This window comes from Bacillus sp. FSL H8-0545 (assembly GCF_038006105.1).
Classification (GTDB): Bacteria; Bacillota; Bacilli; order Bacillales; family Bacillaceae_G; genus Bacillus_A; species Bacillus_A cereus_U.
The window spans coordinates 4,392,929-4,417,349 of the sequence record NZ_JBBOUO010000001.1 but is presented as its reverse complement, the minus strand read 5'-3'; the positions used below and the strand labels follow the sequence as shown (position 1 = coordinate 4,417,349).

Sequence of the window (24,421 nt, the reverse complement as noted above, 5' to 3'; positions counted from 1 at the left end):
TTAGGAAAAGAAGAGGGTATGAAAAGAACTCCTCTCATCTAAAAGGAGTTCTTTTCATTTCTATATTAAAACATACTTGAGCTATGCATTGGTTGAAGTTTTGCGTTTGGATCGAAGTAAGCTTTTGCATTGTTTACTGCTGTCGGTGCTTCACCAAAGCCACAAGCAATGAGTTTTACTTTTCCTTCATATGTACAAATGTCACCAGCAGCGTAAATGCCAGGAATATTTGTTTCCATTTTTGAATTCACGAGGATGCTGTTCTTTTGAATATCTAAGCCCCAGTTTTTAATTGGACCAAGCGAAGACACGAAGCCGTAGTTTACGATTACGTCATCAACATCAAGGATAACTTTTTCTTCTGTTTTTACGTGCTGAAGAACAACTTGTTCAATCGTGTCATCACCGATGAGTTCAACTGGAACATACGGTGTGCTTACTTCTGCACGGGAATTCATTAAGCTTTCTACGCTATGTTCATGTGCACGGAATTTATCACGGCGATGAACAATTGTAACTTTATCTGCAATCGGTTCTAACATCATTGTCCAGTCTACTGCTGAGTCACCGCCGCCGAATACAACGACGCGTTTTCCAGCAAATTTATTCATATCATCAATGAAATAATGTAAGTTTTTCTTCTCGTATTTTGCTGTGCCTTCTAATTCTAAGCGGCGTGGTTGGAAAGCACCATTGCCAGCAGTAATAATGACAGATTTAGAGTAGTGAGTTTGTTTATTTGTAACAAGTTTAAATATACCGTCAGCTTGTTTTTCAAGCGTATCAACAGCTTCTTCTAGGCAAACAGTTGGATCGAACTTTTTCATTTGTTCTTTTAAGTTATCAACTAACTCTTGTGCGCGCACTTTTGGGAATCCAGCTACATCATAAATATACTTTTCGGGATATAGTGCGGATAATTGCCCGCCAAGTTGAGGTAAGCTTTCAATAATTTTTACACTTGCTTGTCTCATTCCGCCATAAAATGCAGTGAATAGTCCTGTTGGGCCACCACCAATAATTGTTATGTCGTAAACCTTTTGATTTTCTGTCATTTTCATTCCCCCTATAGATGATGGAATTTTAATATTGATTTCATATATTGTTCATATGTACATGAAAATCCTGCAAATGATGACACTTTCAAATAAATGATAGCATATTTCAGTTAATAATACTTCTGAAAACGACTGAATAATAAGTAAGTGTGCGCATAGATGTTTTAGAATCGTATAAAATATAGCGAAAGGAAAATACATGAAAAAAAGGCTGAAAAACCCTTGAAAACGCTATGTTATTTTAAAATATTGATAATTCTCTAGGTGCTTGAATTATGGAATGAAACCGACTAATATAGGGAAGTATTATGTTAAATTTCTATGACAAATTTCGTACGATTTTTTGACTGCGTTTTGTTATGATATAGAATGTGATAAATTCCACATTCTTGACAAATAGAGTTTTTAGTACTTGGTATTATTTTTTATTACTATTATATAAAGAAAAGGGTTGTGATTTAGTGAAGACTCCAAAAATCGTAGTTTTAGGTGCAGGTTATGGCGGGATGATTACGACTGTTCGTCTGCAAAAAACATTATCTGTAAGTGAAGCTGAAATTACGTTAGTAAACAACAATAGCTATCACTACCAAGCAACTTGGTTACATGAGAGTGCAGCTGGTACATTACAAGATGATAAAATCTGTCTAGATATTCAAGACGTTATCGATACAAATAAAGTGAACTTTGTACAAGATACAGTAGTAGAGATTAAAGCTGCTGAAAAACGTATTATCTTAAAAAATGGTGAATTAGAGTATGATTACTTAGTAATTGGTCTTGGTTTCGAATCAGAAACGTTCGGAATTAAAGGATTAAAAGAGCATGCATTCTCAATCACTAACATTAATGCAACTCGTCAAATTCGTGAGCATATGGAAGAAAAGTTTGCTCAATATGCGACTGAAAAACGTGATGAGTTAGTAACAATCGTTGTTGGTGGTGCTGGATTTACTGGTATCGAGTACGTAGGTGAGCTTGCAAACCGTATTCCTGAACTTTGCAAAGAGTACGATGTTCCACGTGAAAAAGCACGTATCATCTGTGTAGAAGCTGCTCCAACAGCACTTCCTGGTTTCGATCCAGCATTAGTAGAGTACGCTGTAAAACAACTTGAGAAAAAAGGTGTAGAATTCCGCATCGGTACAGCAATTAAGGAAGCAACTGAGGAAGGTATTATCGTTGCAAACGGTGATGATGCTGAACTTCTTAAATCTGAAACTGTAGTTTGGGCTGCAGGTGTTCGTGGTAACGGTATTGTGGAAGAGTCTGGATTTGAAGCAATGCGCGGACGTATTAAAGTGGATGAGTACATGCACGCTCCGGGTCATGAAGATGTATTCATGGTTGGTGACGCAGCATTAATCATCAATGAGGAGATTAACCGTCCATACCCACCAACAGCACAGATTGCAATTCAAGAAGGTTATAACATTGCACACAATTTAACTGTGTTAGTTCGCGGCAAAGGCGAAATGAAAAAGTTCGCATTTGATAATAAAGGATCTGTATGTTCATTAGGTCATGACGATGCAATGGGCGTTGTTATGGGTAAAAAGTTAACAGGTTGGAAAGCTTCATTCATGAAGAAAGTAATCGACAACCGTTACTTATTCTTACTAGGCGGACCTTTATTAGTTCTAAAAAAAGGTAAATTGAAGTTCTTTTAATATATAGTAGAAAAAGCAGAAACGGCTATGAGCTGTTTCTGCTTTTTTCGTATTGAAAATATAGTATAATATATAAAAAAGAAAGAATATTCTGTCCGTTCGATGGAGGAGGTTATATCATGGGGAAGCGAGGGAAAGTGTGGTTAGCTGTCAGTGGCTTAGTAGCTACAGAAGATGGGAGATGGCTATTCGTTAAGAAAAAATACGGTGGATTGAAAGGGCAATGGTCTTTACCAGCTGGTTTTGTTAATGAAGGCGAGACTGTTGATGAAGCTGTGAAACGTGAAATTTTGGAAGAGACAGGCATTGTTGCTCATGTAAAGGGGATTATTGGTATTCGCTCAGGTGTTATTCATAATGAAATTAGTGATAATATGATTATTTTTCTTCTAGAGCCAGAGGGAGAAGACATTATCGTACAGGAGAAAGAATTGTCGGAAGTAGCTTTTTTACATCCAGAAAATATTGCAGATGATCAAAATACTTCTGTACTCATCAAATATTTATTAGAAGGAAGAGCAGAGTCGCATTTTGAAATGGACAAAACATTAAATCCAGGAGAGCAATTTGGTTATACGGCTTATCATGTGTTTACGGCGTATGCGAAGGAGAGGGAGAAGAAGTGAGTATACCGGTACTACTTATTTCAATGATGTTGTTCTTTATTTTATTTTTTGGAATTGGATTTTTACTCAACATGATTTTGCGAGCTACGTGGGTAATGGTTATTGTGTATCCGATTATTTGTATGCTTATTATTAATAAAGCGAGTGTATGGGACTATTTTTCAAAGCCAAAAGAAACATTTTCTTCATTTGGGACGAGTGTATCGCATTTAGGACACGCAGATGTGTTTATTCTATCTACTGGATTAGTAGGTGCTGCTTTAGCAGGAATCATAATTAAGAAACTTCGGAAAAGTGGATATCAAATGTTTTAATCTCCAATCAATTTGGAGATTATTTTTTTGCATATTCCTTCATCGTATAGGGAATGATTAACGATGAAGGAGTGTGGAATATAAAAATGTTAAAACGATATTGTATTCGCATTATGATGACTTGTTTACTTGCATTCGCATTATGCGTAACATGGCAGGCTTTCACAGGAGTTTCTTTATTAGAGATTATAAAATCATATGAAGGAACAAGTGTAAAAGAAGTACATGCAGCAGAAATTGAGAAAAAAGTTGCTCCGAGTAAAGAAGTGATAAATGCTTTAGAACAGGCAAATGACTGGTCTAAATATCGTGTTATAGAAATGACTGCAACTGGTTATACATCAGGTATAGAGTCAACTGGAAAGAGGCCGGGGCATCCAGAGTATGGCATTACATATTCAGGTGTTAAAGCAAAAAGGGATTTATATTCCACAATCGCTGCTGACTTGCGCGTATTCCCGCTTGGGACAATTCTATTCGTGCCAGGTTACGGATATGGTGTTGTAGCTGATAAGGGCGGTGCTATAAAAGGAAATCGTCTCGATTTATATTATGATACGGTGAAAGATGTTTATAGCCAATGGGGTAAGAAAAAAATAAATGTGTATATAGTGAAAATAGGAAATGGTAAGTTTTCGGAAGAAGAGTTAACGATGTTAAATCAAGACGAAACGATGCAAGTGTTTCGTGGACAATATTTAAAACAAAGATAGTCTAGTGGTAATAACGCTAGACTTTTTTCTTGTCTTATTTCACCATAGGAGATAGCATCTTTATCCCGCTATTTGCCGGGCAGTAAAACTCCCCCCTCAAAATTCAGCTGGAGCAAAGAAGTTAGGTGGGAGTCGGGCTCCCCGTAAACGCCAGATTGGTGAAGGCTAATAATCAGTGGGGGATGAACAAAACCCCCACTGATTAAAGTTTCACTTTATATGAAATGACAGAATTTAGAATTGTCGCATTTTATCGAAAATAAAGTTATAATGGACGTAGAGAAATTTAGGGGGTCTGAACATGTTTCAAGTACAAAAAGAATTAGCAAGTCATGAAGCGGTAATTGTTTCCTTATTTGAAGAAGATAAAACGAGTAGCTTTGTACAAGAACTGGATAAAGCGTTTGAAGGACAATTACAAGTTTTATTAGAAGAAAAAGAACTTTCAACTAAGAAGAAGGCCATTTCAAAAGTACATAGCTTAGGAAAAACAAGTGTTAAACGTTATTATTTTGTTGGTTTAGGTAAGAAAGAGTCATATACAACAGAAACGTTACGTGCAGCTCTTAGTAAAGCTTTTAAATCGTTACAATCAGCAAAAGTAAAAGACGCAGCAATCTTACTTGATTCTTTCGTAACAGAGAAATTAGATGCGATTGATGTAGCTCATATTGCAACGGAAGTATATTGCCTTGGTACATACGGATTACAAACATATAAAACGGATGAAAAAGAAAGAGTAGAGTTAGAAAAACTGATTGCTATTACAGCAGAAGATGCACAAGAAATTGAAGCAGCATTAACGGTAGGATACGTACATGGACGTGCAACGAATTCAGCTCGTACGCTTGTAAATATGCCGCCAAACGTATTAACAGCGACAAAGCTTGCTGAGTATGCAGTTGAATTAGCGGAAAAATACGATATGGATTATAAGGTTCTTGAGAAAGAAGAGATGGAAGAGCTTGGTATGGGTGCATTACTTGCAGTAAACCAAGGATCTACTGAACCGCCAAAAATGATCGCTCTTATTTATAAAGGAAAAGAAGAGTGGAAAGATGTAATTGGATTTGTTGGAAAAGGGATTACATATGATACTGGCGGCTATTCTTTAAAACCACGTGAAGGCATGGTTGGTATGAAAGGTGATATGGGCGGCGCTGCAGCTGTTCTTGGCGCGATGGAGATCATCGGTGAACTTCGCCCAGAGCAAAATGTAATTGCTGTTATTCCATCAACTGACAACGTTGTAAGTGGTACAGCATTTAAGCCAGATGATGTTATTACATCTATGGGCGGAAAAACAATTGAAGTATTAAATACAGATGCAGAAGGTCGCCTAGCGTTAGCTGACGGTATTACGTATGCGAAGAAACTTGGTGCAAATTACTTAGTTGATGTTGCAACATTAACAGGCGGTGTAATTGTTGCACTTGGAAATCATACAACAGGCGCAATGACAAATAATGAAGAATTATTTGAACAAGTGTTAGAGGCTTCGATGGAAACGGATGAGCCAATTTGGCAATTGCCGATTTTTGAACGTGATAAAGAACGTGTCAAAAACAGTAAATTTGCTGATTTAAATAACTCACCAGGCCGTGAAGGACATGCGGTTATGGCTGGGACATTCCTTGGTGAATTTGCAGAAGAAACACCATGGGTACACTTAGACATCGCTGGAACATCTGAAACAACAGGTGCACATGATTTAGGACCATCTGGAGCAACAGGTGCAATGGTGCGTACACTTGCAACACTTGTTGAGCGTTTCGGAGAAGAATAAAGAATGAAAAAAAACTGTCTGGAAAGGTCATTACATACTGAACCTTTCCGGAACAGCTTTTTTTATTTTATAGGTATTCTATAAAGAAATCGTATATAACGTCCCATTTAAAGCGAATGAAGTACGCCCTGTTTCCTCAGAGACAACTAATATAAGTGAATCGTTTTTCTCTGATAAGCCAATCGCAGCCCTGTGACGTGTTCCTAGCTCAGGATTGATTTCTGTACTTTTTGTTAATGGAAGAATATTAGCTGCTGAGACAATATGATTATTTTTAATGAGAACGGCTCCGTCATGAAGAGGGTTCCCTGGATAAAAAATTGATTCAAGTAGTGGAGCGGTTAAGTGTGCGTTTAATGTTGTTCCAGTTTGAATGAAAGAATCAAGAGCGTCACTTCGTTCCACGATAATAAGAGCACCGTGTTTTCGAGCGCTTAAATGTTGGACAGCTGTAGTGATGAAATGTGAACTTTCCGTATAAGGTGATAAATATGCTTGAATATAATATGTAGCTGCTAACGTCTGTACATTTGTTAACATATGATGAATATCTTCCATTTTACATAAAATACATTCATCTTCTTTATCGATTGCATGCTTCATGTTTGATAATTCTTTTTCAGCAATTTCAATCATCTGCTTTGTTTTTATTTTGAGCTCTTCTGACAAGCCCCATTCTTGCATAATCCTCATTCCCTTTGGTGGAGTATTTAACCATAGTGTATACAAATATTTATAGTAAAATCCTGTTAGATTTTAAAAAATATTGAGATGCAGGTTGTTTTTTTCATATAATGAAGGTACGACAGGTGAGAGGAGATGGAAGTATGAATTGGAAACAAGAATTTAGTCGCTGGCTTTCATATGCAGAATTAGACGCAGAATTAAAAGAACAGCTAGAAAACATGAAGCAAGATGAGAAGAAAATCGAGGATAGCTTTTATAAAAATCTAGAGTTCGGCACAGGTGGTATGCGTGGTGAACTTGGTGCTGGTACGAACCGTTTAAATGTATATACAGTTCGTAAAGCAACAAAAGGATTAGCTAGGTTTATTGAAAAATTAGGTGAAGAAGCGAAAAAACGAGGTGTTGTTGTCGCGTATGATTCTCGTCATAAATCACCTGAATTCGCAATGGAAGTAGCTGCTACTCTTGGTGCACAGGGTATTACAACATACGTATTTGAAAGCTTACGTCCAACGCCAGTGCTTTCTTTCGCAGTTCGTCATTTACATACAGTAAGTGGAATCGTTCTTACGGCAAGCCATAATCCGCCCGAATATAACGGTTATAAAGTATATGGTGAAGATGGTGGGCAGTTGCCTCCAAAAGAAGCTGATGAGTTAATTAGCTACGTAAATGCAGTAGAAAATGAATTAACAGTTGAAGTTGCTGATGTTGAGCAATTAAAAGCTGACGGTTTATTACATATAATTGGACAAGAAGTAGATGATGCATATGCGGCAGAATTGAACAATGTCATTATTAATAAAGAGATGGTGAAAGAAGTAGGAAAAGATTTAAAAATCGTCTTTACACCATTACATGGAACATCAAATATTTCGGTACGCCGTGGTTTAGAAGAAGTTGGATTTGCAGATGTAACAGTTGTAAAAGAGCAAGAGTTACCAGATCCAAACTTCTCTACAGTAAAATCACCAAATCCAGAAGAGCATGCAGCGTTTGAGTATGCAATTCGCGACGGTGAAAAAGTAGGCGCTGATGTGTTAATCGCAACAGATCCTGATGCAGACCGTCTAGGTGTAGCAGTTCGCAATCACGATGGTGAGTTCCAAGTGTTAACTGGTAACCAAACAGGTGCGTTAATGCTTGATTACTTATTATCACAAAAGAAGGAAAACGGAACGCTTCCAGAAAACGGTGTTGTTTTAAAAACAATCGTAACGTCTGAAATTGGCCGTACAATCGCAAAAGCATACGGTTTAGATACAGTTGATACGTTAACTGGATTTAAATTTATCGGTGAAAAAATTAGACAGTATGAAGAAAGTGGACAATATGAATTCCAATTCGGTTATGAGGAAAGCTATGGTTATTTAATCCGTCCATTCTGCCGTGATAAAGATGCGGTTCAATCTGTCCTATTTGCATGTGAAGTAGCTGCGTACTACAAATCACAAGGTAAAACGTTATATGATGGTCTGTTAGAAGTATTTAAGAAGTATGGGTTCTTCCGTGAGGACCTTGTATCGTTAACGTTAAAAGGAAAAGATGGTGCCGAACAGATTCAAAAGATGATGGCAACATTCCGCGGGAATCCTCCGAAAGAAGTAGCTGGTTTAACAGTCGTTGCAGTTGAGGATTATAAGGAAAGCATCATTACAACGTTACAAGATGGAAATAAGGAAGAGATTCACTTACCGAGATCAAATGTGTTAAAATATCAATTAGAAGATGGTTCTTGGTTCTGCTTACGTCCATCTGGAACAGAGCCGAAAATTAAATTCTACTTTGGTGTACAAGATGATTCCTTACAAAATAGTGAACAAAAGTTACTTACTATTAAAGAAGATATTATGAATCGTTTATAATAGAATAGAGTGCTACTGATAGGAAAAGGGGAGAACGGAGAACGGCCTCCTCTTTTCTTGTAGTTTTGTTTGATGTAGAGGATTATTACGAGCGAGTGTTATAAATTTGCACTTTACTAAGAGAATTAGAATGAAAAGCGAGGGTATTTGTCATGAAAAAAGTGAGAAAAGCAATTATTCCGGCAGCGGGATTAGGAACACGCTTTTTACCAGCAACGAAAGCAATGCCAAAAGAAATGCTTCCAATTGTAGATAAACCAACAATTCAATACATCGTAGAAGAAGCAGTAAAATCAGGCATCGAAGATATTATTATCGTTACTGGTAAAGGAAAGCGCTCTATCGAAGATCATTTTGATAACGCATTTGAATTAGAGCAAAACTTATTAGAGAAGAAAAAGTATGAGTTACTTGAAAAAGTACAAGCTTCTTCTAAAATGGTAGATATCCATTACATTCGTCAAAAAGAACCAAAAGGATTAGGACATGCTGTTTGGTGCGCACGTAAATTCATTGGTGATGAGCCGTTTGCAGTATTATTAGGCGATGATATCGTTCAAGCTGAAAAACCATGTTTACGTCAATTAATGGACGAGTATGACAAAACACTTTCTTCTGTTATTGGTGTACAAACTGTTCCTGAAGCAGAAACACATCGCTACGGAATTATTGATCCGTTAGAGCAAGAGGGACGTCGTTATCAAGTTCGTCAATTCGTTGAAAAACCAACGAAAGGTACTGCGCCTTCAAACTTAGCGATTATGGGACGTTACATTTTAACTCCTGAAATCTTTATGTTCTTGGAACAGCAACAAGCTGGAGCGGGCGGCGAAATTCAGTTAACGGATGCAATTCAAAGTTTAAATGAAATTCAACGTGTATTTGCATATGATTTCGAAGGAAAGCGTTATGACGTTGGTGAAAAATTAGGATTTGTTCAAACAACAATTGAAATGGCATTGCAACACCCAGAATTACGTGAGGATATGCTAGTAATGATGAAGAAAATTTTAGAAGAACAAATGAAGCAAGAGTCTTAATATAATAAACAAGGAGCTGTTCCTATAGGAACAGCTCCTTGTTTATTATGAAATCGTCGAATGAGAATGCTGATAAGCCGAACGACGTACAGCATAGTATATGCGAGGTGCGATAATAGCGCCGATAATTGTAAACGCAATATCTTTTACTGCAAACCACATCATAATCATCCAGGCAGCTTTATAACTCATATTACCACCCATGAAAATATTGACTGCCCCGTACATATAAGTAGTACCGATAATATAAGTTAAAATGATTCCGACGAAAGAAGCAATTGCAAAGGTGCTGAATGTTGGTCGTTCTTTTTGTTCTACTAGTTTTCCTGATACGTAAGCAACGATAATAAATGCGATAATAAAACCACCAGTAGGATCTAAAAGTGCCCCGAATCCAGCTTTGAAGTTAGCGAAGATTGGCGCACCCGCTACTCCAACAAGCATGTAAACAGTCATTGATAATGCCCCAAGTCTACTCCCAAGAAGAAGACCTGCTAAAATTGCGAAAAATGGTTGCATAGATAACGGGACGCCCGCTATTTGTAGGAATGGTGCCCACGATACAATATTTGCACCAATAGCCATAAGAGCAACGAACATCGCAGCTAATGCTAAATCTAAAACATGAAGCTTCTTCATAATGTTAACCTCCAGTTGTGTTTAGGTTAACATTATCGTAGCGAAAATATTTACTTGTTGTCAATCAAAATATTTTGATAAGAAGGCTTTAAATAGTCTCTAAGCAATGTGTATGGAATACGAAATTGCGGGATTCCGCTTGAATAAGGAGCAATTTCATATAAAGGGAAATAAATCACAAGATTATCCGGTTCTAAAAAGTAGTGAAACTTTTTAGTGCTCGTTACCTTTTCGGCTGCGTCAGGGAAATAAATGCTTTCATTTTGTTTAATTTGTCTTACAATCTCTGTGCGAATTATTTCGTTATATTTATCCTCTTGTTGAAATAAATCGTCTAAGTGTAATAATTTTTTTTCGTTTAAATCAAATGTATTTGCCTTCCACGTATAAAGTCCGTGCGCTCCGCCTGTATATTGATAGTAATTCACATATAGACTTAGGAAAGGTGGTTTGTTTAAAGCTACTTTATAGTCAACATTTGCAACGTATGGATGAAAAGGTGTGCTAGATCCTTCTGTTTCTTTATAATATTTCTTCGCTTCTTTTTCTAATTTACTTTTAAATGTAGCAGTAGAGTTTTTGTAATAGGAATTTAGCTTATTTTGAAATTTCGAATCAGAAAAGTTGTGAAAGGAAGGCCTATTAATTTGATATTCTATATAAGGTTTCTTACCTTTTTGTGTTACAGTCTTAACATTGATTGTCAGGTTGGATGCTTTGGCTGCTATTGCACAATTTGGTACAATAGTCAGGAAGGAGAACATAAGCAATAGTATACAAAATTTCTGTTTCATTTAGGTGAAACCTCCTTATATAAGTGTTATAGGTAGTTTGAAATTAAACAGGTAAAATTATACATTTGATTTAAAGTGAGAGAGGTTGAAAACGATATGTCAAAAACTTTAATGGATTCGCTTGGAATTGAGTTGTTAGAAATGACAGAGGATAAAGTAGTTGCTACGATGCCTGTTGATGAACGTACGCATCAGCCGTTTGGATTTTTACATGGCGGTGCATCTGTTGCATTAGCAGAAACTGTGGCAAGCGTTGGTTCATACAATTTAATTGATCAAGAGAAATGTATTTGTTTTGGATTAGAAATTAATGCAAATCATATTCGCTCAAAGCAAGATGGAATTGTAACAGCAATCGGAACACCGATACATAGAGGACAATCGACAATGGTTTGGGATATTCGCATCATTGATGAAAATGATGATTTACTATGCATATCAAGATGTACAGTAGCAATTAAAGAAAAACGTGAAAAATAGAAAAGAGGCGGCTCTTATGAGCTGCCTCTTTTTTATAATTAGAACTGGATTTTTTTCTCTAAGAAACCTTTTAGTTCGCTAATTGGCATACGAATTTGTTCCATAGTGTCACGGTCACGTACTGTAACAGCTTTGTCTTCAACAGAGTCGAAGTCGTATGTGATACAGAATGGTGTACCGATTTCGTCTTGACGACGGTAACGTTTACCGATAGAACCAGTTTCATCAAAGTCTACCACGAAGTCTTTAGCTAGTTCTGCGAATACTTCAGTAGCACCTTCAGATAGCTTTTTAGATAATGGTAAGATAGCTGCTTTATATGGTGCTAAAGCAGGGTGGAAACGAAGAACTGTACGAGAATCGTTTTCTAATTGCTCTTCTTCATATGCATCACATAAGAATGCTAATGTTACACGGTCTGCACCTAGAGATGGCTCGATGCAGTATGGCACGTAACGCTCATTCGTTTGTGGATCGATATAGTTAAAGTCTTCGTTAGAGTGTTCCATATGACGTTTTAAATCGAAGTCTGTACGAGATGCAACGCCCCATAGTTCGCCCCAACCGAATGGGAATCTGAATTCAATATCAGTTGTTGCGTTACTGTAGTGAGATAATTCGTCTTCACCGTGGTCACGAAGACGCATGCTTTCTTCAGTCATACCAAGTGAAAGTAACCAGTTTTTACAAGTTTCACGCCAGAATGCGAACCACTCTAAATCTTCACCAGGCTTACAGAAGAATTCAAGTTCCATTTGTTCGAATTCACGTGTACGGAATGTGAAGTTACCAGGTGTGATTTCGTTACGGAAACTTTTACCGATTTGGCCGATACCAAATGGAAGTTTCTTACGCATAGAGCGTTGTACGTTTTTAAAGTTTACGAAAATACCTTGTGCTGTTTCAGGACGAAGGAAGATTTCGTTTGTGCTAGACTCTGTAACACCTTGGAATGTTTTGAACATTAAGTTGAACTGACGGATTTCCGTGAATTCTTGGCTACCGCAATCTGGGCATTTTACTTCATGTTCTTTCATTAAGTCAGCCATTTGGTCGAAAGTAAGACCGTCAACGACCATTTCGATGCCTTTTGCGTCTAATGCATCTTCAATTAATTTGTCAGCACGGTGACGAGCTTTACATTTTTTACAGTCGATCATTGGATCATTAAAGTTACCAACGTGACCAGAAGCGATCCAAGTTTTTGGGTTCATTAAAATAGCAGCATCTAAACCAACGTTGTGTGGAGATTCTTGAATGAACTTTTTCCACCAAGCTTTTTTAACGTTATTTTTTAATTCGATTCCAAGTGGACCGTAATCCCATGTGTTTGCAAGACCACCGTAAATTTCAGAACCAGGGAAAACGAAACCGCGATGTTTTGCTAAGTTTACAACTTGTTCCATTGAATACATAATAAAATCCTCCTTTTGAAAGTTAACGTATTTGCGATGACGTGATGGGTACTTTGGAAACGAGCAATATATGCTTTAAAAAACATAAAAAAACGCTCATCCCAAGGCTTAATCGCCTAGGGACGAGCGTTTGCCCGCGGTTCCACCCTAGTTGATACACAAAATGTGCATCCACTTTATCACGTATTGCTCGAGACTGCCGTTTCCTCGCAGCTTCAGGCTTTCACTATCCCTGAATCGCTTTTTATGCAAGTACTTATAAGTCCGTCATCGCTACTTATATTAATAATAATGAACATATTCTAACACGTTCTTTTTTAAATCTCAATAGAGGAACGTGCCTATCTAGGATAGAGTCTCGCCTATTTTTTCGTTATTTATTCCGTAATTTTGCTTAATATGCTTAATTGCTTCGCGTCTGCTTAGTGGAGCGAGCTCGTTAGTTTGAACGTATTCCCAAACTACATCTGGCTTTGTTTTTGCATATTCGCGAAGGACCCAGCCGATTGCTTTTTGAATGAAAAATTCTTTTGAAGAATGTAGTTGTCCGATAATCCAGAAAAGGAGTTCTTCATCCATTTTTTGTTTATATTTCAGCTGGAATAAAATAGCGGCACGCTGTAACCATATGTTTTCTGATGCAATCCATTTTGGAATATATGCAGAAATTAATTCTGGATGTTTTAAAAAGATGGCACCTAAAAATGTAGGGACGATGCTATCAACAGAGTCCCACCAAGATTTTGTGACAATAAGTTCTTCTAGAAATGGGATATGAGTTTCGTTTATGTGCTTTTTATATTTTTGCATGATATCGAGTGCGGCAGCTTGAAATTCACGTTCTGGTAAGTCCCAAAGCTCACGTATGATAATTTGGAAGTCCTTTTTATCTGGGAGCGTATGTATTTGAATGACGTCTTTCAATAATTGTCTTCTCTCGGGAGTTTGAATACCGAGAAACGGGAAGTGATTTTTCATATAACGTGCCATCGGTTCTGCTTTTCCGGGATTTTGATGAGCTGTAAAATGCTCTTGTAATGCCTTTACAAATGGATGCATAGGTATGTGCTCCTCTCTTATTATCTTTCTCATATTATTATACAAAGAGTTTGGGTGAATTTTAAAACATAACTTGCAATGTAATGAAATATGTTGAGAAGAGAGAGGAGAGGATAAGATGGAAGATCAAAGCGTACTAGCAGGTTTCTTTGCTCTTAGTTTTGCGTTTATTCTTGTTATAATAATTTGGGCAATTATTTCGTATTTGTTAACGGCTTTTGCACTTTATACGATGGCGAAAAATGATGGTGCAACTGATGGTGTTCTTGCTTTTATTCCGTTTATAAATAGTAAGACATGGGGCGATTTAGCGAAAGATAAATTACCAGATTTCTTGAAAGAAGAGGCAGGGTGGAAAGTATTTGGCATATATGTCGGATGTTTCATTTTTAATTTCGTACCAATTATAAGTTTGCTAGCAACAGCCGTATCGATTGTGCTGTCTATTTATCTCATCTACGCTATTTTGGATAGATACGGAACGAATTCCATACTATTTACGATCATTCATACAATCACGTTTTCGGTTTTCTTACCGATTCATTTGTTCATTATTCGGAATGAGCCGGTAAGGTATAAAGAGTAGGCGTATCAAAGTTGTCGAGCGGTCGATATATTTGGTTCTATAATAATTCGGATATGCTGAAAAAAGAACGAAAGCGCCCTGCTAAGCGGGGCGCTTTTTTCTACTACATAAGATAGCGTAAGTAAATGTAAATGTGAGAAATGATTAATGAAACGATCATAATTGGGAAGCCGACTTTAAGGAATTCCATGTAGCTGAATTTATGTCCTTCACGACTTGCGATTCCGGCTACGATTACGTTAGCAGAAGCCCCGATTAATGTTCCGTTTCCACCTAGGCAAGCACCTAATGCTAATGCCCACCATAGTACATCGACTTGTGCGTCAGAAGGTGATAAACCTAGCCCAACTGCCATATCGTTAATAAGCGGAATCATTGTTGCAACGAATGGAATGTTATCGATTGTTGCAGAGGCGATACCAGATACCCATAGAATAAGGATAGATGCTTGAGAAATATCTCCGCCTGTTATTCCAATTACTTTTTGAGCTAACGTTTTGATAAGACCGATATCGATAAGTCCTCCAACGAGTACGAATAGTCCCGCGAAGAAGAAGATTGTTACCCATTCTACACTTGCGAATACCTCTTCAATTTCATGTTCTTTCACACCGATTAACATAAGGACAGTAGCACCAGTTAAGGCGATGATAGCTGCATCAATATGGAAGATGGAATGAGTCATGAAACCTAAAATAGTAAGTCCAAGTACTGTTAAAGATTTTTTCATTAATACTGGATCTTTAATGTATTGTTTTTCATCTAAGCTCATTAGCTTTTTAATTTGTACAGGATCAGCAATTAATTGCTTACGGTACATGAAGTAAAGCATTGTTGCTGTAACAGCAATAATGATGATTACGATAGGTGCTAAGTTGAATAAGAAAGCATTGAAGTCTAAATGTTTATTAGCAGAACCAATCATAATATTTGGCGGATCACCAATTAATGTTGCTGTTCCTCCGATGTTTGAAAAAATAATTTCAGAAAGTAAATATGGAACAGGATTTACTTGCAAGATGCGCGTAATAGATAAAGTAACTGGAACAACAAGAAGTACGGTTGTAACGTTATCTAAAAATGCGGAGCCAAGCGCGGTAAGTAAGGAAAGTGAAATTAAAATTTTAATTGGATTTCCTTGTGCTCCTTTTGCGGCTTTAATGGCAACGTATTGGAAGACACCTGACTTACTTGTAATGTTTACCAGTATCATCATACCGATGAGTAATGTAATTGTTCCCCATTCAATATGTTTCGTAAAGGCATTGTGTAAGTCAACGACCCCGGCAATTACCATGAATGCTGCACCAAGAAGTGCGATGACAGCGCGGTTAATTTTTTCAGAAATAATAATGGCATATGTAATTAAAAAGACTGCGATAGCGAAATAATACTGCCAGTTTGCGAGTTCTTGCGTTGTTTCGTGCAAAACTCTCATCTCCTTTCATTCACTTTTCTTAGTGTGTCAAAAAATTAACTAGATGAAACACACATAACGTCATTATAAAGTAGAAAAATGGCGGATGTAAATGAAAGGGTTTATTTTGTCATATTTTCTGCATAGGTCATTTTTTCTTATTTTTAAAAATATTTGTGGGCATTTGACATATATATAAGATACATCCAATCTGAATATTTAAAATTGAATCAGCATTCGAGCTTGTTCGTGTAGGAGTGTCAAATAGAAAGGAATGACAAAGATGATAAGGAAGGGATCGTATGGATGAACAACGATTTTTGTTTTTAGACTTTGAGTTTACGATGCCCCAGCATAGAAAAAAGCCAAAAGGTTTTTTCCCAGAAATTATTGAGGTCGGACTCGTTTCTGTTGTTGGTTGTAAGGTGGAAGATACGTATTCATCGCATATTAGACCGAAAACATTTCCGTCTTTAACGGATCGATGTAAAAAATTTTTAGGAATTAAACAGGAAGTAGTGGACAAAGGAATTTCTTTTCATGAACTTGTTGAGAAACTTGCAGAATATGAAAAGAGTTGTAAACCGACAATTGTAACGTGGGGAAATATGGATATGAAAGTCTTAAAGCATAATTGCGAAATGGCGGGAGTAGAATTTCCATTCTTTGGACAGTGTCGTGATTTATCGCTTGAGTATAAGAAGTTTTTTGGAGAGAGAAATCAAACAGGGCTGTGGAAAGCAATTGAGGCGTATGGAAAAGCAGGAACAGGAAAGCATCATTGTGCGCTTGATGATGCGATGACGACATATAATATTTTTAAGTTAGTAGAAAAAGATAAAGAGTATTTAGTCAAACCAGCACCTCCAACATTAGGGGAACTTGTTGATTTTTCGAAAGTGTTAAAGAAAGTAAGTACACAGTAACGACCAAATTGCAAAACATGTAATTTGGTCGTTTTGTTTTTTAAAGTTTGTAATCTTGCTTCAATTGCTGAAGTGTTTCTAGACTACGCCCCGCAAAAGGTGAATCATCTTCAGAAAATGAATTCATTTGAGTTTCTAATGCTAATTTTAGTGACTCTGTATAATCCGGAATTTCTCCTTCATATTTCTTCACCATTTGCTCTGGAATGTTCGTCTGTTCACGAAAAGCTAAAGCACGTCTTTCGTGGAAGAATGGTACTTCAGCTTGTTTTACATTATGTAAATCCCCTTGCACTGGATGTTTTAAAACAGCTAATACTTTTACGACGTAACTGCCAGGACGGCTATTTGTAATTTCGCCAATGTATTTTCCAGTTTTATAAATACCAGTAACGATTTCACCAATTTCAAATGTTTCTCTCATATTTTTCACCTCAAGTTTATAGTAAGGAAAGTATAAGAAGTAGTCAAAGAAATCAGTTGATTTTTGAATGTCCTTGAGAATATGACAGGCTTCAACTATAATTTAAAATGATATAACAGAAAATTCTGATGTTAATTATTTTCATAAATTCCCTGATAAGGAGTGTTCTATATGATGCCTTTATATTTTCCTGAAGATAAAACGGAGTATATTATTCCAGGTATTGTTTGCGTTCTATTTATCATCGGTGCGGTTGCTACGTGGCGTATGTTTATTCGTGTATCAAAACGAGAAGCAGAGCGATTACAGAAAGTAGAAGAAAAGCTTTTAGCTGAAAAGAAACAGTAATTCATTTTTGCATGTTTCCCTCTATGCTCGGACAATCTAAGGGCAGAAAGTATTTTGGAGGGAATTGAATGAAAAGACGGCTTTTTTTCAGTTGTTGTTTATTATTTCTAATGGCGGGTTGTGACCAAGGGAAGCCGAAAGAAATTGATGTGAAATTACATAATGCTTCAGGTGATGAAGTTGGGACTGCAAAAGTAACTCAGCAAACAAGTGGAGTGAAAATTACGATTAAAGCGGAAGGCTTTACACCAGGATCACACGGGATACATGTACATGAAATCGGAGAATGTAAAGCGCCACGTTTCGAATCATCTGGGAATCATTTTAATCCGGATAATAAAGAACATGGGCTCTTGAATCCGAAAGGTGCGGAAAATGGTGATTTACCGAACGTAGTTGCAGACGGTTCGGGAAAGATTAAAGCAGAAATCGATGCTCCGCATATAACGCTTGAAGAAGGAAAAACGACGATTCATAGAAAAGATGGAGCGTCTATTATTATTACAGAAAACGCTGATGATGGTATGACACAACCAACGGGTAAATCTGGTGGCCGAATTGCTTGCGGTGTTATTGTTAAAAAAGCGTCGGATATGAAGAAAAAATAGAATCTACCGTGAATGGTAGATTTTGTTCTAAAACCACATGATGGTAAGTGGAATTATATCGATTTACCGAAAAAAGGAGGTTGTCCCAAAATCATTTTGGGATAGCCTCCTTTTTTGTTATGAGAATGTATGGTGTAGTCTGTTTAAAATTTCTTCTAAAACAGATCTAGGACAGCCAATGTTAATTCGGATATGGGCTTCTCCACCTGTTCCATATTTCTCACCAGGCTCAATAATGATTTTACCTTTCTCTTCAAGCAATGCTGTTCGTTCATCTTGAGAAAGGTCCAAGTGGGAACAATCAATCCACAGTAAAAAACTACCTTCTGGTTTAATTACAGAAAGAGCTGGTATGTGATTTTGAATATACTCACAAGCAAATTGAGCGTTATCTTCAACGTACAATCGAATTTCATTTAGCCAATCATTACATTCTGTATAGGCACTTTGCATTGCTGTATAAGCAAATGTATTTAATCCGTGGAATCCTTGTCTATATTGGATAGACATAAAGGCATTACGGAGATTTTCATTCGGAATAATAATGATCGATGCTTGTAATCCAGCGATATTAAATGTTTTGCTCGGAGCCATACAAGTAATAGTGCGTGCTGCTAATTCTTCAGATAAAGAAGCAAACGGTGTATGAGTATGGCCTTTATAAATAATATCGGCGTGAATTTCATCCGCGACAACGGTTACATTATATTGCGTACATAACGTACCGAGTTTTATTAGCTCCTCTTTCGTCCAAATGCGTCCGATAGGATTGTGAGGGCTGCAAAGAAGCATTAGTTTTACACCTTGTTTAAATTGAGTTTCTAGATGCTCGAAGTCTATCTTATATATGCCATTTTGTTTAAATAAGGGACTCTCACATAATTGTCTATTATTTGTTTTGACCATTTCAAAAAATGGTGGATAAATAGGAGGTTGTACGAGTACGGCTTCTCCTTCTTTCGTTATAGCTTGTATGCTCGTACTAAGAGCTGGAACGATACCTGCGCTAAATACAATCCATTCTTTTTGTATTTCCCAATTGTATTGGCTTTTCGTCCAATTACAAATGATATCCCCAATATTTTCAGGAGGAAGTGTATAGCCGAAAATAGGATGTTCTGTGCGTTTTTGTAATGCAGTTTGAATTGGTTTTGGTACTTCAAAATCCATATCTGCAATCCAAGCGTGGATGAGCTCTTCATTTTTATATGTATCCCATTTTGTACTATGTGTTCCGCGACGATTTACCGTTTTATGAAATAGTTGCATATGTTTGCTCCTTTCTTCTGTCAAACTGTTAAGTTATGAAAATTCTCACTCTTCTTATAGAATAGCTGATGTGATACGATAAAGAAAAGCATTAAAAAGTGAAAAGGCGGGAAATAGATGGGTGCATATGACAAAATGATTGAGGTTGTGAAAAATTGGGATCCGTTTCAAATGGGACCGGAGTTTTATGAAACAGAAGCGAGCGATGTCGTAAACGTCGTAAGTGTGTTTGATGATCCGAAATACATCGCAAAGAAGATTCAACATATATACTTTATGTCTTTTGAAGAAGTACCTGCACTTGAAAAATGCGAAAAATTAGCAGTAGAGTTACTCGTACTAAAAGAAGGCGGAAGTTGTTCATTATAGGCTGTCGGAATTTACGACAGCCTTTTTGTTTATTTTCATTTGTGCGGTTTGATTAAAGCTTCACTTTATCCCGTTTTAACGGGCAGTAAGACTCCCGCCTCAAAACTCGGTTGAAGCAAAGAGGTTAGGTGAGAAATCAAACTGCCCGTAAAAACCCGATTGGTGAAGGCTAATAATCCGTGGGGATAGAACCTCCCACGGATTAAAGCTTCACTTTATTGCGCCGCAAACGCAATAATTTCTTCATAAACATGATCGGGCTTTTCTTCAGGTAGTAAGTGTCCTGTATTTTCATAAGAAATGAAAGTGGAATTAGGTAGGTCTTTATGGAGACGGTGTCCTACATGTACAGGGACGACGCGATCTTTTTCACCCCAAATGAGTAATACTGGGGTTTCGATTTTTTGTAATTCAGTTGAAGATAAGTCACCTTCACGGTCTCTTATCATTCGAGTTAAAGCAGGGAATATACGATCATCATAAAAAGGAGCAGCATAGCCTTCCATCATTTCATTGTCAATTAATGAATGGTCATGAACGACATTCATTAAATTATGAACGATGCCCCTTCGAATAATCCAGTTCTTCACGTATAAGTGGAAGAACGGTAAATAAGAGGAGTACAGTAAAGGGAAGTTTGCGCGTGCTAAATAACTAGAGCTACATAGTAAAATCGTCTTTGAAATTAATTCAGGGCGTAGTCGGTTTACAAAGAGTGAAATTTGTCCGCCCATAGAATGACCAACTAATACAATATTTGAGAGAGATAAATGTTCGATTAAATCGATAATAATAGCTGCTAAATTGTGATAAGAATATTTAAAGAGATGAGATTTATCACTTTTTCCAAATGGTGGTAAATCAAGGGCGATTACTGTACCTTCCTTTGTTAGTAAAGGAATGAGTCGTCGATAGCTAAATGAGGAAGAGAGGAAGCCGTGAACGAGTACGAAAGTAGGTCGTTCTTTTTTAGTATTATGTTCATACAATTCGTAATGAATAGTAGTCCCGCGAGTGGAAAAAGTGAAGTAAGGGCATTTGCATTCATGGTTCATTTTTTGTCACTCCATTGATTTTTGTTCATATCATCTCCAGACAAGAAACAAAATATGTTAACAAAAAAAGGCAAGATGACATCGTCATCTTGCCTTTTGCGTATTTATCCCGCTATTTGCGGGCAGTAGACTCCTACCTCAAAATTCGGCGAATGCGAGAAAGTTAGGTGGGAGATAACAGCCCGTAAAAGCCCGATTGGTGAAGGCTAATAATCAGTGGGGGATGGACAAAACCCCCACTGATTAAAGTTTCACTTTATAATTACCCACGCACAATATTAGGTGGTGTTTTTCCTTGTAATCCTGCCACTAAATTTTCAGCAGCTGTCATAGCCATTTGCTGCCGAGTTTTTAATGTTGCAGATCCAATGTGCGGTAAAGTTACAACGTTTTGTAATGATAAGAGCGGATTCTCTTTTTGAATCGGCTCTTGTGTAAATGTGTCGATGCCGGCTGCAAATATTTTCTTTTCTGTTAACGCATGAATTAATGCAGTTTCATCTACTGTTTTCCCGCGAGAAGCATTAATGAAAATTGCTGTTTCTTTCATTAGTGAAAATTCCTTTTCACCGATAAGATGATACGTTTCATCTGTTAATGGAGTAAGAAGAATAATAAAATCAGATTGCTTGATTAGAGTTTGTAAATCACAATATGTAGCATCAAATTTTTGCTCAGCTTCTTCTTTACGGCGACGGTTATAGTAAAGGACATTCATATCAAATCCGAATTTCGCTCGTTTTGCGACAGCTTCTCCAATTCGTCCCATTCCGATAATACCGATCGTACTATGATGTACATCTAGTCCGAAGTGTTCTTTTCCGATTTCAGCGTTCCATTCACCATTTTTTACATAGGAATTGAGTTCGCAAACACGGCGACCAGCAGATAACATAAGAGCGAAAACGAGATCGGCTACTGTATCATCTAACACATATGGAGTATTCGTTCCGATAACATTTTGTTTTTTCATCGCTTTTAAATCAAAGTTATCATGGCCAACAGAAATGTTACTTACTACTTTTAAATTAGGAGCAGCCTGCAATAATTCTTCATTTATAGCAGATCCGAAATTTAATAACCCATCTTTATCTTTTATTTTTTCCAATAGAACATCACGAGGTACTTTCTCGTTTTGATCCCATTTTTCAAAATCACAGTGTTCTGATAAATAGTTTTCTACAAATGTTGGAACTGGTTCGGCAATATATACTTTTGGTTTCACGGTTCCATCCCCTTTCCTCTTTACCCGGATTGGTGTGTGCTAATAATCAGCGGGATAAAGCATTCCGCTGATTAAAGTTTCACTTTATTTTGACATAATTCTCAAAAAAAATCTTCTTTTCAAACTGGAAAGAGTATTTGTATAATTTAGACACAAACTAAAAGGAAGGATGATTTATATGGTGACAGAGAAAGAATTGGAATTATTAGCTTGTCTTGAAAAGAATAGTCGTTTATCTGTAGATACATTAGCGAAGTTGTTAAATATAGAAGTAGAAGAAGCGAAAAAAATGGTTACGAAATTAGAAAGTGAAAAGATTATCGTGGACTATGTAACACATATCGATTGGACAAAAGTGAAAGAACATACTGGTTTAACGGCGATGATTGATGTGAAAGTTACACCGAAGCGTGGTGTCGGTTTTGATGCAGTAGCTGAACAAATTTATCGCTATTCAGAAGTGAAATCCGTTTATTTAATGTCTGGGACATATGACCTTTCTATTACATTAGAAGGGAAGACAATGGGAGAAGTAGCAATGTTTGTTTCTGAGAAATTAGCAACAATTGAATCTGTCGTTTCAACGACAACTCATTTTATTTTGAAGAAGTATAAACATGAGGGGATTATTTATGAAAAGACAGATGATGATAAGAGAATTGTGGTGACACCGTGAAGCAATTTGACCTATCTAGAGTAGCAGAATCTTTACAACCGTCTGGTATACGAAAGTTTTTTGATTTAGCGGCAAGTATGAAAGGTGTTATTTCACTTGGAGTGGGGGAGCCGGACTTTGTTACACCTTGGAATGTAAGGCAAGCATGTATTCGTTCTTTAGAACAAGGATATACGTCATATACAGCAAATGCAGGATTATTGGAGCTCCGTCAAGAAATAGCAAAGTATCTAAAAAAACAATTTGCAGTATCTTATGATCCGAATGATGAAATCATTGTTACAGTTGGAGCGAGTCAAGCGCTAGATGTAGCGATGCGTGCTATTGTAAACCCTGATGATGAAATACTTATTATTGAACCAAGTTTCGTTTCGTATGCACCACTTGTTACGTTAGCGGGCGGGGTCCCAGTTCCAGTAGCGACTTCATTAGAAGATGAATTTAAAGTACAGCCAGATCAAATTGAAGCAGCTATTACAACGAAAACAAAGGCAATATTACTTTGTTCTCCCAATAACCCAACAGGCGCAATGTTAAATAAATCCGAATTAGAAAAGCTAGCAGTTATTGTTGAGAAGTATAATTTAATCGTGCTATCTGATGAAATTTATGCAGAGCTCGTATACGACGAAGCATATACGAGTTTCGCGAGTATTAAAAATATGCGTGACCATACAATTTTAATTTCAGGGTTTTCAAAAGGATTTGCGATGACGGGATGGCGTCTTGGGATGATTGCAGCCCCTGTGCAATTTTCAGAATTAATGCTCAAAATCCACCAGTATTCAATGATGTGTGCACCGACGATGTCTCAATTTGCAGCACTTGAAGCATTACGCGGGGGAAATGATGAAGTAATTCGAATGAGAGATAGCTATAAAAAACGTCGTAACTTTATGACGACATCTTTCAATGAAATGGGCTTAACATGTCATGTGCCAGGCGGGGCATTTTATGTCTTCCCTTCTATAGCTTCAACCGGACTATCTTCAGCAGAATTTGCAGAACAATTATTATTAGAAGAAAAAGTGGCTGTTGTTCCTGGAAATGTGTTTGGCGGGAGTGGTGAAGGATTTATTCGTTGTTCATATGCAACATCGCTGGAGCAACTTATGGAAGCAATGAAGAGAATGGAACGGTTCATAGAGAATAAAAAAAGGACAAAACACAATACGTTTTGTCCATAAAAAGGGGGGGAATACTAGAAAGCCATGTGTTAGTATTCTATCCTAATATTGGAGAATTATACGTATTATAGGAAATTTTTTCGTGAATTTTGAATGAGTTCTATCAAAGTGGTATAATTTACTAATATAAGGTGGGAGTATCCTCGGTGTTTTACTTAGGATACTTACTCACTAATCGGATATTT

The 24,421-nt window shown here is 37.0% G+C and carries 26 protein-coding genes; 15 read left to right on the top strand and 11 right to left on the bottom strand.

Annotation, left to right across the window (positions count from 1 at the left end):
- Positions 1 to 65: 65 nt before the first annotated feature.
- On the bottom strand, positions 66 to 1,055 hold the full coding sequence (locus MHI07_RS23230) for an NAD(P)/FAD-dependent oxidoreductase (RefSeq protein WP_016106510.1): 990 nt from the start codon (positions 1,053 to 1,055) through the stop codon (positions 66 to 68).
- A 464-nt stretch (positions 1,056 to 1,519) separates the two neighbouring features.
- Here MHI07_RS23230 and MHI07_RS23225 point away from each other — a divergent pair, with 464 nt between their 5' ends.
- The 5 genes from MHI07_RS23225 (at position 1,520) to MHI07_RS23205 (ending at position 6,167) form a co-directional block, all read left to right on the top strand.
- Entirely contained in the window at positions 1,520 to 2,728 is a 1,209-nt protein-coding gene (locus tag MHI07_RS23225) for an NAD(P)/FAD-dependent oxidoreductase (RefSeq protein ID WP_002112603.1), read from the top strand.
- A gap of 119 nt (positions 2,729 to 2,847) precedes the next feature.
- Positions 2,848 to 3,354 carry an NUDIX hydrolase gene (locus tag MHI07_RS23220; protein ID WP_002160031.1) on the top strand — a complete coding sequence of 169 codons (507 nt, stop codon included), beginning with the start codon at positions 2,848 to 2,850 and terminating at the stop codon, positions 3,352 to 3,354.
- Positions 3,351 to 3,668, top strand: coding sequence for a YuiB family protein (locus MHI07_RS23215; RefSeq protein WP_002089308.1), 318 nt, complete (start codon positions 3,351 to 3,353; stop codon positions 3,666 to 3,668). Before MHI07_RS23220 ends, MHI07_RS23215 begins: the two co-directional genes overlap by 4 nt.
- An 86-nt stretch (positions 3,669 to 3,754) precedes the next feature.
- Positions 3,755 to 4,381 carry a 3D domain-containing protein gene (locus MHI07_RS23210; RefSeq protein ID WP_131232275.1) on the top strand — a complete coding sequence of 209 codons (627 nt, stop codon included), beginning with the start codon at positions 3,755 to 3,757 and terminating at the stop codon, positions 4,379 to 4,381.
- Between the two features lie 301 nt (positions 4,382 to 4,682).
- Entirely contained in the window at positions 4,683 to 6,167 is a 1,485-nt protein-coding gene (locus tag MHI07_RS23205; protein WP_340826549.1) for a leucyl aminopeptidase, read from the top strand.
- 78 nt (positions 6,168 to 6,245) lie between these two features.
- On the opposite strand, the gene cdaS is transcribed toward MHI07_RS23205, so the two are convergent.
- Positions 6,246 to 6,851, bottom strand: coding sequence for a sporulation-specific diadenylate cyclase CdaS (cdaS, locus tag MHI07_RS23200; protein ID WP_078173468.1), 606 nt, complete (start codon positions 6,849 to 6,851; stop codon positions 6,246 to 6,248).
- Positions 6,852 to 6,994: 143 nt separating this feature from the next.
- Between cdaS and MHI07_RS23195 the strand changes: the two genes are divergently transcribed.
- Together MHI07_RS23195 and galU are read left to right on the top strand one after the other, a co-directional pair.
- Entirely contained in the window at positions 6,995 to 8,719 is a 1,725-nt protein-coding gene (locus MHI07_RS23195; RefSeq protein ID WP_340826548.1) for a phospho-sugar mutase, read from the top strand.
- Between the two features lie 152 nt (positions 8,720 to 8,871).
- Positions 8,872 to 9,759: a UTP--glucose-1-phosphate uridylyltransferase GalU gene (gene galU / locus MHI07_RS23190; protein WP_078181319.1), complete on the top strand. Its 888-nt coding sequence runs from the start codon at positions 8,872 to 8,874 to the stop codon at positions 9,757 to 9,759.
- A 45-nt stretch (positions 9,760 to 9,804) separates the two neighbouring features.
- Here the strand turns inward: galU and MHI07_RS23185 are convergent, their stop codons facing one another.
- A complete protein-coding gene (locus MHI07_RS23185) occupies positions 9,805 to 10,398 on the bottom strand; it encodes a biotin transporter BioY (protein ID WP_002160036.1) in 594 nt (197 codons plus the stop codon).
- A 50-nt stretch (positions 10,399 to 10,448) separates the two neighbouring features.
- Positions 10,449 to 11,192 carry a DUF3298 and DUF4163 domain-containing protein gene (locus MHI07_RS23180; RefSeq protein ID WP_078181320.1) on the bottom strand — a complete coding sequence of 248 codons (744 nt, stop codon included), beginning with the start codon at positions 11,190 to 11,192 and terminating at the stop codon, positions 10,449 to 10,451.
- Positions 11,193 to 11,288: 96 nt separating this feature from the next.
- Between MHI07_RS23180 and MHI07_RS23175 the strand changes: the two genes are divergently transcribed.
- Positions 11,289 to 11,672: a hotdog fold thioesterase gene (locus MHI07_RS23175; RefSeq protein WP_002145111.1), complete on the top strand. Its 384-nt coding sequence runs from the start codon at positions 11,289 to 11,291 to the stop codon at positions 11,670 to 11,672.
- 38 nt (positions 11,673 to 11,710) lie between these two features.
- Here MHI07_RS23175 and MHI07_RS23170 read toward each other — a convergent pair whose 3' ends face one another.
- Entirely contained in the window at positions 11,711 to 13,087 is a 1,377-nt protein-coding gene (locus tag MHI07_RS23170) for a glycine--tRNA ligase (RefSeq protein ID WP_340826546.1), read from the bottom strand.
- A 345-nt stretch (positions 13,088 to 13,432) separates the two neighbouring features.
- Positions 13,433 to 14,146: a DNA alkylation repair protein gene (locus MHI07_RS23165; RefSeq protein WP_340826545.1), complete on the bottom strand. Its 714-nt coding sequence runs from the start codon at positions 14,144 to 14,146 to the stop codon at positions 13,433 to 13,435.
- Between the two features lie 118 nt (positions 14,147 to 14,264).
- Here MHI07_RS23165 and MHI07_RS23160 point away from each other — a divergent pair, with 118 nt between their 5' ends.
- Positions 14,265 to 14,732 carry a hypothetical protein gene (locus tag MHI07_RS23160; protein WP_002160040.1) on the top strand — a complete coding sequence of 156 codons (468 nt, stop codon included), beginning with the start codon at positions 14,265 to 14,267 and terminating at the stop codon, positions 14,730 to 14,732.
- Between the two features lie 103 nt (positions 14,733 to 14,835).
- Here MHI07_RS23160 and MHI07_RS23155 read toward each other — a convergent pair whose 3' ends face one another.
- Positions 14,836 to 16,161, bottom strand: coding sequence for an ArsB/NhaD family transporter (locus MHI07_RS23155; protein WP_002112581.1), 1,326 nt, complete (start codon positions 16,159 to 16,161; stop codon positions 14,836 to 14,838).
- Between the two features lie 290 nt (positions 16,162 to 16,451).
- On the opposite strand from MHI07_RS23155, the gene kapD reads away from it, so the two are divergent.
- On the top strand, positions 16,452 to 17,075 hold the full coding sequence (gene kapD / locus MHI07_RS23150) for a 3'-5' exonuclease KapD (protein WP_002112580.1): 624 nt from the start codon (positions 16,452 to 16,454) through the stop codon (positions 17,073 to 17,075).
- Positions 17,076 to 17,115: 40 nt separating this feature from the next.
- Here the strand turns inward: kapD and MHI07_RS23145 are convergent, their stop codons facing one another.
- Positions 17,116 to 17,499 carry a kinase-associated lipoprotein B gene (locus tag MHI07_RS23145; RefSeq protein ID WP_002112579.1) on the bottom strand — a complete coding sequence of 128 codons (384 nt, stop codon included), beginning with the start codon at positions 17,497 to 17,499 and terminating at the stop codon, positions 17,116 to 17,118.
- Between the two features lie 171 nt (positions 17,500 to 17,670).
- On the opposite strand from MHI07_RS23145, the gene MHI07_RS23140 reads away from it, so the two are divergent.
- The gene (locus tag MHI07_RS23140) at positions 17,671 to 17,847 is read left to right on the top strand and encodes a hypothetical protein (RefSeq protein WP_000982763.1); all 177 of its coding nucleotides are present in this window, start codon (positions 17,671 to 17,673) and stop codon (positions 17,845 to 17,847) included.
- A 68-nt stretch (positions 17,848 to 17,915) separates the two neighbouring features.
- Positions 17,916 to 18,455: a superoxide dismutase [Cu-Zn] gene (gene sodC, locus MHI07_RS23135; RefSeq protein ID WP_002160043.1), complete on the top strand. Its 540-nt coding sequence runs from the start codon at positions 17,916 to 17,918 to the stop codon at positions 18,453 to 18,455.
- A gap of 117 nt (positions 18,456 to 18,572) precedes the next feature.
- Here sodC and MHI07_RS23130 read toward each other — a convergent pair whose 3' ends face one another.
- A complete protein-coding gene (locus tag MHI07_RS23130; protein WP_088079593.1) occupies positions 18,573 to 19,724 on the bottom strand; it encodes a MalY/PatB family protein in 1,152 nt (383 codons plus the stop codon).
- A gap of 117 nt (positions 19,725 to 19,841) precedes the next feature.
- Here MHI07_RS23130 and MHI07_RS23125 point away from each other — a divergent pair, with 117 nt between their 5' ends.
- Complete coding sequence (locus tag MHI07_RS23125) at positions 19,842 to 20,093, top strand: YugE family protein (RefSeq protein ID WP_002015854.1); 252 nt, start codon at positions 19,842 to 19,844, stop codon at positions 20,091 to 20,093.
- Positions 20,094 to 20,308: 215 nt separating this feature from the next.
- Here the strand turns inward: MHI07_RS23125 and MHI07_RS23120 are convergent, their stop codons facing one another.
- Both MHI07_RS23120 and MHI07_RS23115 read right to left on the bottom strand, forming a co-directional pair.
- The gene (locus MHI07_RS23120) at positions 20,309 to 21,148 is read right to left on the bottom strand and encodes an alpha/beta fold hydrolase (protein WP_002112576.1); all 840 of its coding nucleotides are present in this window, start codon (positions 21,146 to 21,148) and stop codon (positions 20,309 to 20,311) included.
- A 262-nt stretch (positions 21,149 to 21,410) separates the two neighbouring features.
- On the bottom strand, positions 21,411 to 22,403 hold the full coding sequence (locus MHI07_RS23115) for a 2-hydroxyacid dehydrogenase (protein WP_033714043.1): 993 nt from the start codon (positions 22,401 to 22,403) through the stop codon (positions 21,411 to 21,413).
- Positions 22,404 to 22,551: 148 nt separating this feature from the next.
- Between MHI07_RS23115 and MHI07_RS23110 the strand changes: the two genes are divergently transcribed.
- The gene (locus MHI07_RS23110) at positions 22,552 to 23,049 is read left to right on the top strand and encodes an Lrp/AsnC family transcriptional regulator (protein WP_016106498.1); all 498 of its coding nucleotides are present in this window, start codon (positions 22,552 to 22,554) and stop codon (positions 23,047 to 23,049) included.
- The gene (locus MHI07_RS23105; RefSeq protein WP_002129685.1) at positions 23,046 to 24,236 is read left to right on the top strand and encodes an aminotransferase; all 1,191 of its coding nucleotides are present in this window, start codon (positions 23,046 to 23,048) and stop codon (positions 24,234 to 24,236) included. The genes MHI07_RS23110 and MHI07_RS23105 overlap by 4 nt, the downstream gene beginning before the upstream one ends.
- Positions 24,237 to 24,421 lie beyond the last annotated feature (185 nt).